We start from the raw sequence: 13986 nt of genomic DNA, 5'->3' as shown, positions 1-13986 counted from the left end.
TATGAAAAATGAGCTCCATGTAATCTCAAATGGTCACATGCCATTCGAAGAGTTAGTGAATGTAGCGATGCAAATTGAGAGTGAGATTGATTATTTGCATATTCGTGAGCGTGAGAAAAGTACGAAGGAATTGTATGAAGGTGTGGAAAGTTTTTTGGAGAAAGGCTTTCCGGCATCGAAGATAGTGATAAATGATCGAATTGATATTGCTATGCTATTAAATATTCCGCGTGTGCAGCTAGGATATCGAAGCGCAGATGTAAGGTCGGTGAAAGAAAAGTTTTCTTATTTGCATGTTGGCTATTCAGTACATTCTTTAGATGAAGCGATAGTGGCATTTAAAGATGGAGCGGATTCACTCGTTTACGGTCATGTATTTCCAACTGCTTGTAAAAAGGATGTGCCAGCAAGAGGATTAGAAGAAATTGCTCATATGGCAAGATGTTTATCCATACCAATAACTGCAATTGGTGGAATCACTCCTGAAAATACAGGTGATGTTCTTGCAAATGGTGTAAGTGGCATTGCTGTTATGTCCGGGATTATAAGCAGTAGTAATCCGTATAGCAAGGCGAAATCTTATAAGGAATCAATAAGAAAGTGGGCGGGAAAACATGTGTAAGAAGTATGATGTAGCGATTATTGGCGGAGGTGTAATTGGTAGTTCAGTTGCACACTTTCTAGCAGAAAGAGGGCATAAAGTAGCGATTATAGAGAAGCAAAGAATCGCATCTGAAGCTTCGAAAGCAGCTGCTGGTTTGCTCGGTGTTCAGGCAGAATGGGATGAATATGATCCGCTGTTTGAGCTTGCTAGAGAAAGCCGTGCTATATTTCCACAACTTGCAGAAGTTTTACGTGAAAAAACAGGCATCGATATTGGGTATGAGGAAAAAGGCATTTATCGCATTGCCCAAAATGAAGAGGAGAAGGAAAGAATTCTTCATATTATGGATTGGCAACAGAAAACAGGTGAAGATTCCTATTTTCTAACGGGGGATCGTTTGCGGGAAAAAGAGCCATTTCTTTCCGAGTCAATTATAGGGGCTGTATATTATCCAAAAGACGGTCACGTTATTGCACCAGAGCTTACGAAAGCATTCGCACACTCCGCATCATTTTCTGGAGCTGACATATATGAACAAACAGAAGTGTTTGATATTCGTATTGAGAATAATAAAGTGACTGGGATTGTTACGAGTGAAGGTGTAATCACATGCGAAAAAGTCGTTATCGCTGGAGGGTCATGGAGTACGAAATTACTACATTATTTCCATAGTGATTGGGGTACATATCCTGTTAAGGGAGAGGTTGTTGCAGTAAGAAGTAGGAAACCTCTCTTGAAAGCTCCTATTTTCCAAGAGCGGTTTTATATTACGCCGAAGCGCGGTGGCCGTTATGTGATTGGGGCAACGATGAAGCCTCATACGTTCAATAAATCTGTACAACCAGAAAGTATTACTTCCATATTAGAGCGTGCTTATACGATATTACCTGCTTTAAAAGAAGCAGAGTGGGAAAGTACATGGGCAGGATTAAGACCACAATCGAATCATGAAGCTCCTTATATGGGAGAGCATGAAGAAATAAAAGGTTTATATGCTTGTACTGGACATTATCGAAACGGTATTTTATTAAGTCCTGTTTCTGGTCAGTATATGGCTGATTTAATAGAAGGAAAGCAGGAGAATCATCTGCTAGATTCATTGCTTTCTAAATCGGTTTAGAAAGGGGATGGAAGTTTGAATTTAAAAATTAATGGTAATCAAATTGAAGTGCCAGTGAGTGTGAAAACAGTAGCTGAGCTACTTACACATTTAGAATTAGATAACAGAATTGTTGTAGTGGAGCGTAATAAAGATATTTTACAAAAGGATGATCATAAAGATACATCAGTTTTTGATGGAGACCAAATTGAGATTGTAACTTTCGTAGGAGGCGGTTGATTATGTTAAACATTGGACCATTTTCATTTCATTCTAGACTTTTATTAGGAACAGGGAAATTCTCTGATTTTGATGTACAGCAAAAAGCAATTGACGTTGCTGAGGCTGAAATTTTAACGTTCGCAGTACGTCGCATGGATATATTTGATGCGAAGCAACCTAATTTATTAGAGAAACTTGATGTGAAAAAATATACGTTATTACCAAATACAGCAGGAGCAAAAAATGCTGAAGAAGCTGTTCGAATTGCGAAATTAGCAAAAGCTTCTGGACTTTGTGACATGATAAAAGTAGAAGTTATTGGTGATGATAGAACGTTATTACCTGATCCGGTAGAAACGTTAAAAGCATCTGAAATGTTACTGGAAGAAGGATTTATTGTTCTACCGTACACATCTGATGATGTTGTATTAGCGCGTAAATTACAAGAACTTGGCGTGCATGCCATTATGCCAGGTGCATCACCGATTGGTTCAGGACTTGGTATTGTAAATCCATTAAATTTAAGTTTCATTATTGAACAAGCGACAGTACCAGTTATCGTGGATGCTGGTATTGGTAGCCCAGCTGATGCGGCATTTGCGATGGAATTAGGAGCAGATGGTGTGTTATTAAATACGGCTGTGTCGGGGGCAAAAGATCCTATTAAAATGGCATACGCTATGAAATTAGGTATTGAGGCAGGACGATTAGGGTTTGAAGCAGGTCGTATTGCACGTAAACGTTGTGCAACGGCAAGTAGTCCTTTAGAAGGAATGAGCGTAGTTGAATAATCGATATTCTCGCCAAGAACTATTTTCTCCAATTGGGGGAGAAGGGCAACAAAAGATAAGAGAAAAGCATGTACTGATTATCGGTGCAGGTGCATTAGGTAGTGCAAATGCAGAGATGTTTGTAAGAGCTGGCGTGGGCACAGTAACAATTGTTGACCGCGATTATGTGGATTGGAGTAATTTACAAAGACAGCACTTGTATGCAGAGAGTGATGTAGAGAATAACCTTCCGAAGGCTGTGGCGGCAAAAAAACGTCTAGAAGAGATTAATAGTGAAGTAAGAGTAGAAGCTCTCGTTCAAGATGTAACGGCTGAAGAGTTAGAAGAACTCGTTACAAATGTTGATGTAATTATCGATGCGACTGATAATTTCGAAACGCGTTTCGTTGTGAATGATATATCGCAAAAATATTCTATTCCATGGGTTTACGGGGCATGTGTAGGAAGTTACGGTCTTTCTTATACTATTCTTCCAGGTAAAACGCCATGTTTATCTTGTTTATTACAATCGATTCCGCTTGGCGGAGCGACATGTGATACAGCGGGGATTATATCACCTGCTGTATCTCTTGTCGTTTCTCATCAAGTAACGGAAACACTTAAACTGTTAGTAGAAGATTATGACTCGCTTCGAGATGGGCTTGTATCATTTGATGTATGGAAAAATGAGTATTCATGTATGAATGTGCAAAAGCTTCGTAAACATAATTGTCTATCATGTGGTGAGCAAGCATTATATCCGTATTTAAATAAAGAAAACACTTCAAAAACAGCAATGTTATGCGGGAGAAATACAGTTCAAATTAGACCACCTCATAAAGAAGAAATGAATTTTGAGCAATATAAAGAATTGCTAAATAATCGCGTGAATGATTTGAATGTAAATCCATATTTATTATCATTTTCTGTTGAAGAAAAGAGATTAGTTGCTTTCAAAGATGGTCGTGTACTTGTGCATGGAACGAAAGATATAAGTGAAGCGAAAACAATTTATCATCGCTATTTTGGATAGAAAAGGATGAGTGAGATGAAAGTGAATAAAGCTTTAACGATTGCAGGATCTGATAGCGGAGGCGGCGCTGGAATTCAAGCAGATTTAAAAACATTCCAAGAGCTTGGTGTGTATGGAATGACGGTTATTACAGCAATTACTGCTCAAAATACGCTTGGCGTTCAAGGGGTATATCCTGTTTCTTTAGAAGGAATTAAGGAACAGCTGAATTCAATTGGTACGGATTTAACACCAGATGCTGTGAAACTAGGGATGCTATTTAGCAGTGAAATTATTCAAATTGTTGCAGAACATATTAAGAAATTTGGCTGGAATAATATTGTACTAGATCCTGTTATGATTGCAAAAGGCGGAGCATCATTATTACAACAAGAAGCAGTACAAGCATTAAAGGAATATTTATTACCAGTAGCAACTGTTGTAACACCGAATGTTCCGGAAGCAGAAGTGTTAACTGGGATGGAGATTCAAAATATAGAAGATAGTAAAGAAGCTGCGAAAGTATTGCACGAATTAGGTGCTAAATATGTGCTTATGAAGGGCGGACATGCAGAATATCAAGGTAATGAAGTAATTGATTTACTCTTTGATGGAGAAGAGTTTATTGAATTTAGAAGTGAACGAATTCCTTCGAAGCAAACGCACGGAAGCGGATGTACATTCGCGTCTGCAGTTACAGCAGGACTTGCTAAAGGGTATTCAATTGAAGAGGCAGTTCAAGAAGCAAAACGATTTATTAGTATAGCGATTGAAGAGCCATTGAATATTGGTAGTGGTCATGGGCCGCCGAATCATTTTGCTTATAAGATGAATAATACACGTGTATAAAGACATGAGAAGCCAGTTTGTTAACTGGCTTTTTTTATGTTTAATTTTTCCAAATACAGGAGTGATATATCAGCCAGAATACATTTTTTGTAATACGCTGAGTTCAAATGTATGGAGCGGGGGAACCAATTTGTGCGTCGTCACTAGGGATGAATCTTTCAATTTTGAAAGTAGGGCAACTCTCAAAGCCCGAATCCGACAGCTAACTTCGTAAGCGTCTTGAGAGAGGGCGGTGCCATGATGGATATATCACTTCGTCGGTCTGATTAGTATAGGAGAATATCAATCTATGTTTGAGTTCTTTTATGCTAAGGAGGATGAGATATATGGAATTAACGCTTGTTTGCTTTGGAGAAGAAAATAAGGTAAAGAGTTTAAGAGAGTGAATACTGAGTGCAACAAGCTATGCACTTCATGTAATTCGCTCTTTCTATTTCATATTTAAAGGATCATTTTTATGAAAAAGAAAGAAAAGACAAGAAAATAGATGAAAGAATATTAATAACCCGTAATGTAAGCGTTTAAACGATGGAATATTTTCTTATTTTCAGTAATTTGCCTCTTTACAAGTTAAATATAGAGGAGTATATTTACTCTCATAAATCATTTATGAAATTTCCAAAAAAAACCTAAAATCGCTGAGTTCCAGAAATGGAGCGGGGGAACCAATTTTGTGCATCGTCACTTGGGGTGAATCTTTCAATTTTGAAAGTAGGGCTACTCTTTAGGCCCGAATCCGACAGCTAACCTCGTAAGCGTTTAGAGAGGAGGTTTACTTTGTGTTGTTCGTTTCGAACACTAAGTAGAGCTTAGTGTTCTTTTTTTGATAACGAGATGGTAAATTTTAACAAAAAGTGAGGGGTAGTTATGTTAGATGTTGTAATGATCGGGATTTTTGTTGGGTTAGTCGCATCGATGGCAAGTCTTGCAAGTTGGTCAGATAAAGTTGTGAAAGAAGGGAAGCAATCATGATGATTGCCTTATCGGTTATTGTTGCAGCGATTACGGTGTACTTAGTATACGCATTATTAAATCCAGAAAAGTTTTAATTAGGGGGAATCATTCATTATGATTTGGGTTGCAGTCGTTATTACAATGCTCTTGTTTATTCTAGTAGCAAAGCCAATGGGGATTTATTTAGAGAAAGCCTTTCAAGGTAGCAAGAAGCTAGATAAAGTATTCGGGCCTTTTGAGAAACTTATTTTTAAAATTACAGGTGTAAAAGCATACAATCAAACGTGGAAACAGTACGCATTATCTTTGGTTCTACTCAATGGATTTATGATTGTCGTCGTATATTTCATTTTCAGATTACAAGGTGTATTGCCATTAAATCCAGCGCATATTGAAGGGATGGAGCCTACGCTCGCTTTTAATACAGCGATTAGTTTTATGGCTGATACAAACTTACAGCATTACAGCGGTGAAAATGGTTTATCTTATTTATCACAATTAATCGGGATTACATTTTTAATGTTTGCGGCACCAGCAACGACGTTAGCGCTCGTTATGGCTTTTATTAGAGGACTGGCTGGAAAAGAACTCGGTAACTTTTTCGTTGATTTTACGAGAGCATTAACGAGAGTTTTTCTTCCTATCGCATTTATTGCGGCGCTAGTCTTTGTCGCACTTGGTGTACCACAAACGTTGGACGGAGCTGTTACAGCACAAACAATTGACGGTGCGAAGCAAAGTATTTTACGTGGGCCAGTTGCATCATTCGTTTCAATTAAGGAACTTGGAAATAACGGCGGTGGATTTTTCGGAGCAAACTCTACACATCCTTTCGAAAATCCAGGGCAAATGAGTAATATTTTGCAAATGATGCTTATGATGTTATTGCCAACAGCACTTCCATTTACGTACGGACGAATGGTAGGAAATAAAAAACAAGGACGTATCCTTTTCGTTTCACTATTTATGGTGTTTTTACTAGGGTTTATAACGATTACTACAGCTGAATTAAATGGGAATCCAGCGTTAAATGGAATAGGTATCGAACATGTACAAGGAAGTACAGAAGGAAAAGAAGTACGATTCGGGACTGTATTTTCTTCACTATACGCAACAGTAACGACAGCTGCTGAAACAGGGGCAGTTAATACGATGCATGATACATTAACACCAATTGGCGGATTAGTACCACTTGTAAATATGATGTTAAATACAGTATACGGCGGTGTTGGAGCAGGTTTTGTGAACATTATTATGTATGCAATAATCGCAGTCTTTATATCTGGATTAATGGTTGGTCGGACACCAGAGTTTTTAGGTAAGAAAATTGAAGGTAAGGAAATGAAATTAATTGCGGTAACGATATTATTTCATCCATTGCTTATTTTAGGATTTTCGGCATTAGCTCTTTCAACAAGTTTAGGAACGGATGCAATTTCTCATTCAGGTTTCCACGGTTTAACGCAAGTTGTATATGAGTATACATCGTCAGCTGCGAATAACGGATCTGGATTTGAAGGATTAGCAGATAATACACCGTTTTGGAATATTACGACTGGTTTAGTTATGTTTTTAGGACGCTATTTCAGTTTAATTACGATGCTAGCTGTTGCAGCTTCACTGAAAGAGAAGACGGTAGTACCAGAAACAGTCGGAACGTTCCGTACAGATAATAGTTTATTTGGAGGTATTTTCATCGGAACGATTGTAATTGTTGGTGCGTTAACATTCTTCCCGATGTTAGTACTCGGCCCAATTGCAGAATTTCTTACATTGAAGTAATGGAGGGTAAATGATGAGACCGGTAGTAGTAAAAGAAAAACAAGTGAACGAGTCACAAATACATGTTGTAGAAGATGAGGTTAGACAAGCAAAAACGATGGATCGTGATATCGTGACACATGCGATGAAACAATCCTTTGCGAAATTGAACCCGAAAGTAATGATAAAGAATCCGATTATGTTCGTTGTGGAAATTGGATTTATCATTACGTTAATTTTATCCTTTATTCCAAGTAGTTCTAGTAGTGTACCAGGGTGGTTTAATATAACAGTTTCTCTCATTCTATTATTTACAGTTTTATTTGCTAACTTTGCAGAAGCGTTAGCTGAAGGTCGTGGTAAAGCACAAGCCGATTCTTTAAAACAATCGAAGAAAGATGTGTTTGCAAATGTTGTAAAAGAAAATGGAGATATTGTTCAAGTTTCAGCAACTGATCTGAGAAAAGGTGACGTTGTTATTGTAAAACAAGGAGAAATGATTCCGAATGATGGTGAAGTAATTAAAGGATTAGCGTCTGTAGATGAATCTGCAATTACAGGGGAATCAGCTCCTGTAATAAAAGAGGCGGGCGGTGATTTTTGTTCAGTAACAGGCGGAACGATGGTCGTAAGTGATGAGATTACAATTGTAATTACGAGCAATCCTGGTGAATCATTTATTGATAAAATGATTTCTTTAGTAGAAGGAGCTGCTCGTCAAAAAACGCCGAATGAGATTGCTTTAAATACAGTATTAACGAGTTTAACGCTTATTTTCTTAATCGTTGTTGTGACGTTGCCGATTTTCACAAATTATTTAGGGTTTCAAATTGATACAGCTGTACTTGTAGCGTTGTTAGTTTGTTTAATTCCGACGACAATTGGTGGATTATTATCAGCGATTGGTATTGCCGGGATGGACCGCGTGACAAAGTTTAATGTATTAGCGATGTCAGGGAAAGCAGTAGAAGCTGCGGGTGATATTAATACAATTATTTTAGATAAAACAGGTACGATCACTTTCGGGAACCGGATGGCACATACACTGCTCCCTGTAGGGAATGAAACGATTGAGCAAGTAGGGAAATGGGCTGCAATTAGCTCAGTTTTAGATGAAACGCCAGAAGGTCGATCAGTTATAGAATATGTACAAACGAAATCTATATCATATAATAGAGAACTTGCAGAACAAGGTGAATTTGTTCCGTTTAAAGCAGAAACGAGAATGAGTGGTGTTGATTTACAGGATGGAACGAAAGTAAGAAAAGGTGCTGTTGGTGCCGTTATTGAATGGGTTCAATCACAAGGCGGAACGATTCCGAAAGATGTGAATCAAAAAGCAGATTTCATTTCAAAAGAGGGCGGAACACCACTTGTAGTTGCAGTAGATGATCGTATTTACGGTTTAATCTATTTAAAGGATACAGTAAAACCTGGTATGCGCGAGCGTTTTGAACAATTGCGCCAAATGGGGATTAAAACGGTTATGTGTACAGGTGATAACCCATTAACAGCAGCGACAATTGCAAAAGAAGCTGGAGTAGATGAATTCGTTGCTGAATGTAAACCAGAAGATAAAATTGCGGTTATTAAAGCAGAGCAAGATAAAGGAAAACTTGTAGCGATGACAGGTGATGGTACAAATGATGCTCCGGCGTTAGCACAAGCTGACGTTGGATTGGCGATGAATAGTGGTACGACAGCTGCGAAAGAAGCGGCCAATATGATCGATTTAGATTCGAACCCAACGAAAATTATTGAGGTTGTAGGAATCGGTAAGCAATTGTTAATGACACGTGGTGCGTTAACGACGTTTAGTATTGCGAATGATATTGCAAAATATTTTGCAATCATTCCAGCAATGTTTACACTTGCGATTCCGCAAATGGAAGCATTAAACATTATGAAATTAACATCACCGCTTTCAGCAATCTTATCAGCATTAATATTTAATGCGGTTATTATTCCATTACTAATTCCGTTGGCGATGAAAGGTATTGCATATAAACCGATGAGTTCGAATGCATTGCTTAGCCGAAACTTACTCATTTACGGGCTTGGTGGAGTTATCGTTCCGTTCATTGGAATTAAAGTAATTGATATGATTGTCGGCTTGTTCATATAAGGAAGAGGGGAAAAAAGATGGCGAAGAAACAAAGTATACTTTCACCAATTATTCGTATTACTTTTACGTTTTTAGTCTTGTGTGGACTTGTATATCCGCTTATTGTAACTGGTATTGCGCAAGCGGTAATGAAGGATAATGCGGATGGAAGTCTTATATATAATGATAAAGATGAAGTAATTGGTTCGAAATTAATCGGTCAAAATTTCACAGATCCACGTTATTTTCATGGACGTGTCTCTAGTATAGAATATAAAGCAGAAGCATCTGGTTCAAATAACTATGCACCGTCTAATCCAGATTTAGAGAAACGAGTAGAGAAAAGTATTGCAGACTGGAAGGAAAAAAATCCAACTGTTCCAGTTACAGAAGTACCGATAGATTTAGTGACGAATTCAGGTTCAGGGCTTGATCCTGACATTAGTCCGAAGGCGGCTTCCGTACAGGTAAATCGTATCTCGAAATTAACGAATATTCCGAAAGAAAAGCTAGATCAATTGATTAAGGATCAAACGGAAGGTGCTGCACTCGGCTTATTTGGAGAAAATCGCGTGAACGTCTTAAAGTTAAATTTAGAATTACAGAAACTAATGAAATAGTAACAGTGCTACCTCAATCTAACGGATTGAGGTAGTGTTGTTTCGAAAGAAAGGTTGTGAGTGTTTTGTATGCGGATGACTATAAACCGACGTTTCAAAGGCGGACACCAGAAGAGTATTTAGAATATATTCGTCAGCAAAATCGCGGGAAGTTAAAGCTATACGTAGGGGCTGCTCCAGGGGTAGGGAAAAGTTATAAGATGCTCTATGATGCTAGAGAAATGAAAAAAGATGGTATTGATATTGTAATTGGTTTAATTGAAACACATGGGAGAATAGAGACGGAAGAAGCAATTGCTGATTTAGAAAAAGTTCCGTTAAAAGAAATTTCCTATAAAGGAAAGGTATTTTATGAGCTTGATGTGGAAGGAATTATAAAGCGTGCGCCGCAAGTAGTTGTAGTAGATGAACTTGCCCATAGTAATATACCAGGTTCCAAACATAAAAAACGTTACATGGATGTTCAAGAATTGCTAGAGGCTGGCATATCGGTATTATCAGCATTTAATATTCAACATTTAGAGAGTGTTCATGACATTGTAGCTCAAATTACGAATGTAAAAGTAAGAGAGCGTATTCCAGACTTTATTTTGCAAAAAGCAAATGAAATTCAACTCGTTGATGCAACGCCGGAAGTGCTAAGGAAGAGATTAATAGATGGAAAGATATATAAGGAAGAAAAAATTCAACAAAGCTTACAAAACTTCTTTACGCTTAATAATTTAGGGGCACTAAGGGAATTATCGCTTCGCGAAGTTGCAGATGATATGGATGAGAAAATCAGCCAAACAGTTATAGAACCGATTGGTGTAAAGGAAAAAATTCTCGTTTGTGTGCAATATAGTTCGACAGCGGAGAAATTGATAAGACGGGGATGGCGCATGGCTGATCGGTTAAACGCTGAATTGTATGTCTTAAATGTAGAAAGGGAAAATATAGATTCCCTTTCAGTAGGGAAAAAGCAAATAATTGAAGAATGGAAATCGCTAACGAATCAATTTGAGGCGAGCTTTGTATTAGAAGAAGCGAAAGGAAGAAAGCCGGCTGATGTTATTATTGAAGTTGCAAAAAGACTACAGGTGACACAAGTTTTACTCGGGCAATCGGCGAGAACACGGTGGGAAGAAATACGAAAAGGTTCTATTGTAAATGAAATTATGAGACAAACGAAGTATATTGATATTCATATCGTTGCTGATCAAAGAGCTTAAAATAGAGACTGGATTGTTGAGGAGTCTCTATTTTTCTTTTTTTCAAGCCTTTTGAATATAATTTCTAAAAGAACTCATATATAATAGAAAAAGATACTTAACATAGTGAATAATTAAAGAGTCAATATATATAAAGAGGAGAGAGTAACATGCTTGAAAATACGGGATTAGTATTAGAAGGCGGCGGTATGCGTGGTGTATATACGGGCGGGATACTAGAATATTTTATGGAACAAGACTTATATTTTCCATATGTAATCGGTGTATCAGCTGGTGCTTGTCATGCAGCGTCGTATCTTTCCAGACAAAGAAATAGAAATAAAACAGTAAATATTGATTATGCATCACATCCGAAGTATTTATCATATAAAAACTTGTGGAAAAAACGCCAGCTATTTGATATGGAATTCATTTTTCATGAAATTCCAGAAAAGCATGTCCCATTTGATTTTGACACATACTTTAATAGTCCAGAGCGCTTCCTTATAGGAACAACGGATTGTGAAACAGGGCAATCTGTTTATTTTGAAAAAGAGGGAACGAATGATGATGCACTAAATTTATTACAAGCATCTAGTTCATTACCTTTCATTACACCAGTAGTAAATTACCGTGGTAAGCAGTTATTAGATGGCGGGATTTCAGATCCGATTCCAGTGCGTAAAGCACAAACGGACGGGTGTAAGAAATCAGTTGTTATTTTAACGAGAAATCATGGGTACTCAAAGAAAAAATCAAAATTTGGATGGATTGCAAAGAAAGCTTATAAAAAATATCCGAACCTTGTTAACACGATGCTAGCTCGTTATGAAGTGTATAATGAAACACTTCACTACATTGAAAAAGAAGAACAAGCTGGTAATTTATTTGTTATTCGCCCAGAAGTGCAGCTTCAAGTGGACCGTATGGAGAAGGATACAGCAAAACTACAAAATTTATATGAACAAGGCTATGAAGATGCGAAGAGACAGTATGCAGATTTACAGGCATTTTTGCAAAAATAAGTATTAGGCTGTGGAGAAGAAGTTCTCCGCAGTCTTTTTTATTATTGATCTATAACTGAATGCCATTTTAGAAACAGATATATATATTAGTTATGGTATAATATGGATAAAATTGTGTGGAGAGGTGATACATATGAAAAATGTATATAAAGGGCTTAGACATACTGGGTTTACTATGATGCTTATTTTTGGTGGTGTATTTTTACTTCGTTGGTTCATCCATGATGAGATGCTACTGGACCAGCTTATTGGGTTTAGTGTAGGAATGATGATGGTTATTTCATCAGTTTTCATTCAAAAGTATAGTACAGAATTACAGGTAGATGAGAGGTATTAGAAATTGTGAGCGCCCTTTATATTTGGAGGGGGGCTTTTTTATTTGTAAAAAAATCCCTCTTTATGAGGGATTTTAATGTGGTAAGAAAACTAATTGATAAGCGAACAAGATTCCGAATAAATACACAAGCGGGTGAACAGCACGGAATTGTCCTTTTGCCACTTTCATAAGTGGGTATGAAATAAATCCAAGTGCAATTCCTGTTGAGATACTTGATGTAAGTGGCATGCTTAAGATTACTAAAAATGCTGGGAATGCTTCATCGAACGTATCCCAATCGATATATCGAACTGAACCCATCATAAGACTACCAACGATAATTAATGATGGTGCTGTAATAGCTGAAACGCCAGAAACAGCACTCACTAACGGTCCGAAGAATGCTGCTAATGCAAATAGAACAGCTACTGTAATTGTTGTTAAACCAGTACGGCCACCAGCTGCAACACCAGCAGATGATTCAATGTAAGCCGTTGATGGTGTTGTTCCGAACATAGCTCCAATTGTTGCTGAGAATGAGTCAGATAGAAGAGCTCGTCCTGCTTTTGGAAGCTTTCCATCTTTCATAAATCCACCTTGTTGTGCTACACCAAGTAATGTTCCGGTTGTATCAAATAGTGTAACAAGGAAGAATGAGAACACAACGCCGTATAATCCGTAGTTAATTACATCAGATACAGCAGTAATTGGATTTGAAACGATAATTCCTTCTGGTAATCCAGGCATTGATGTAACGCCGTTTGAGAATGTTAATTGACCTGTGAAGTAAGCGATAATACCAGTTAATAACATTCCGATAAATAGTGCCCCGTTTATATTTAAAGACATAAGGATAATTGTAATTCCAAGGCCAGCTAATGCTAGTAGAACTGGAGCAGAGTGAAGATCGCCAAGCCCAACTAAGTTTGCATCATTTTTTGTAACAATTCCTGTTAAGCGTAAACCGATAAAAGCAATAAAAAGACCGATACCAGCAGTAAGTGCATGTTTTAAGTTTTCAGGAATTACTTCCATTAATTTCGTACGGAAAGATGTGAATGATAGCAAAATTAAAATCATACCTGCTACGAATACAGCAGAGAATGCAATTGCGAAAGTCATGCCTTCATGAGCTTTTACAACAGAATAAGAGAAGTAAGCATTTAATCCCATACCTGGTGCAATTGCGATTGGTAAGTTTGTAAAGATTGCCATAAATAATGTTCCGACAACAGCGGCGATAATTGTAGCTGTAAATGCTTGTTCAAATGGAACGCCTGCATCCCCAAGGATGACAGGGTTTACGACAATGATATATGCCATTGTTAAAAAGGTAATAATACCTGCCATAATTTCAGTTTTAATAGAAGTTTTATGTTTTGAAAGGTTAAACATATAAACATCCTTTCTTTTTACGAATAATTTCCACAACAGTTATATATAATATTCGTTTTTTAACT

At 37.4% G+C, this 13986-nt stretch carries 15 protein-coding genes and 2 riboswitches; of the genes, 14 read left to right on the top strand and 1 reads right to left on the bottom strand.

Going from position 1 to position 13986, the window contains the following annotated elements; genetic code table 11:
- Window position 1: 1 nt before the first annotated feature.
- The 14 genes from tenI to MKX77_RS20340 all read left to right on the top strand — a co-directional run bounded on the left by tenI (window position 2) and on the right by MKX77_RS20340 (window position 12547).
- Window positions 2–622 (top strand): thiazole tautomerase TenI, encoded by a 621-nt coding sequence (gene tenI, locus MKX77_RS20405; protein WP_341307653.1) that lies wholly within the window; start codon window positions 2–4, stop codon window positions 620–622.
- Entirely contained in the window at window positions 615–1724 is a 1110-nt protein-coding gene (gene thiO, locus MKX77_RS20400; protein WP_341307652.1) for a glycine oxidase ThiO, read from the top strand. The genes tenI and thiO overlap by 8 nt, the downstream gene beginning before the upstream one ends.
- A 15-nt stretch (window positions 1725–1739) precedes the next feature.
- A complete protein-coding gene (thiS, locus tag MKX77_RS20395) occupies window positions 1740–1943 on the top strand; it encodes a sulfur carrier protein ThiS (protein WP_033718047.1) in 204 nt (67 codons plus the stop codon).
- A gap of 2 nt (window positions 1944–1945) precedes the next feature.
- The gene (gene thiG, locus MKX77_RS20390; protein WP_341307651.1) at window positions 1946–2716 is read left to right on the top strand and encodes a thiazole synthase; all 771 of its coding nucleotides are present in this window, start codon (window positions 1946–1948) and stop codon (window positions 2714–2716) included.
- On the top strand, window positions 2709–3728 hold the full coding sequence (locus MKX77_RS20385) for a thiazole biosynthesis adenylyltransferase ThiF (RefSeq protein ID WP_341307650.1): 1020 nt from the start codon (window positions 2709–2711) through the stop codon (window positions 3726–3728). The genes thiG and MKX77_RS20385 overlap by 8 nt, the downstream gene beginning before the upstream one ends.
- Window positions 3729–3734: 6 nt before the next feature.
- A complete protein-coding gene (gene thiD / locus MKX77_RS20380; protein WP_341307649.1) occupies window positions 3735–4556 on the top strand; it encodes a bifunctional hydroxymethylpyrimidine kinase/phosphomethylpyrimidine kinase in 822 nt (273 codons plus the stop codon).
- Between the two features lie 85 nt (window positions 4557–4641).
- A riboswitch (cyclic di-AMP (ydaO/yuaA leader) is annotated at window positions 4642–4789 on the top strand.
- 393 nt (window positions 4790–5182) lie between these two features.
- Window positions 5183–5328: riboswitch (cyclic di-AMP (ydaO/yuaA leader) on the top strand.
- A gap of 95 nt (window positions 5329–5423) precedes the next feature.
- Window positions 5424–5528, top strand: a complete 105-nt coding sequence (locus MKX77_RS20375) for a SipW-dependent-type signal peptide-containing protein (RefSeq protein ID WP_000887888.1) — start codon at window positions 5424–5426, stop codon at window positions 5526–5528.
- Complete coding sequence (gene kdpF / locus MKX77_RS20370) at window positions 5525–5605, top strand: K(+)-transporting ATPase subunit F (RefSeq protein ID WP_000972378.1); 81 nt, start codon at window positions 5525–5527, stop codon at window positions 5603–5605. Before MKX77_RS20375 ends, kdpF begins: the two co-directional genes overlap by 4 nt.
- A 19-nt stretch (window positions 5606–5624) precedes the next feature.
- Window positions 5625–7292: a potassium-transporting ATPase subunit KdpA gene (gene kdpA, locus MKX77_RS20365; protein WP_341307648.1), complete on the top strand. Its 1668-nt coding sequence runs from the start codon at window positions 5625–5627 to the stop codon at window positions 7290–7292.
- Between the two features lie 13 nt (window positions 7293–7305).
- Window positions 7306–9396, top strand: coding sequence for a potassium-transporting ATPase subunit KdpB (kdpB, locus tag MKX77_RS20360; RefSeq protein WP_341307647.1), 2091 nt, complete (start codon window positions 7306–7308; stop codon window positions 9394–9396).
- Between the two features lie 17 nt (window positions 9397–9413).
- Window positions 9414–9995, top strand: a complete 582-nt coding sequence (gene kdpC, locus MKX77_RS20355; protein WP_341307646.1) for a K(+)-transporting ATPase subunit C — start codon at window positions 9414–9416, stop codon at window positions 9993–9995.
- A 56-nt stretch (window positions 9996–10051) separates the two neighbouring features.
- On the top strand, window positions 10052–11206 hold the full coding sequence (gene kdpDN / locus MKX77_RS20350; RefSeq protein WP_341307645.1) for a KdpD-like non-kinase potassium sensor: 1155 nt from the start codon (window positions 10052–10054) through the stop codon (window positions 11204–11206).
- A gap of 149 nt (window positions 11207–11355) precedes the next feature.
- On the top strand, window positions 11356–12210 hold the full coding sequence (locus MKX77_RS20345; RefSeq protein ID WP_341307644.1) for a patatin-like phospholipase family protein: 855 nt from the start codon (window positions 11356–11358) through the stop codon (window positions 12208–12210).
- 133 nt (window positions 12211–12343) lie between these two features.
- On the top strand, window positions 12344–12547 hold the full coding sequence (locus MKX77_RS20340) for a hypothetical protein (RefSeq protein ID WP_341307643.1): 204 nt from the start codon (window positions 12344–12346) through the stop codon (window positions 12545–12547).
- Between the two features lie 72 nt (window positions 12548–12619).
- On the opposite strand, the gene MKX77_RS20335 is transcribed toward MKX77_RS20340, so the two are convergent.
- Window positions 12620–13921, bottom strand: a complete 1302-nt coding sequence (locus MKX77_RS20335) for an NCS2 family permease (RefSeq protein ID WP_341307642.1) — start codon at window positions 13919–13921, stop codon at window positions 12620–12622.
- Window positions 13922–13986 lie beyond the last annotated feature (65 nt).

It is taken from the genome of Bacillus sp. FSL R9-9410, from assembly GCF_038050385.1.
GTDB lineage: Bacteria > Bacillota > Bacilli > Bacillales > Bacillaceae_G > Bacillus_A > Bacillus_A cereus_U.
The sequence above is the reverse complement of the archived record's forward strand: the minus strand, read 5'-3'. Positions and strand labels throughout refer to the sequence as shown.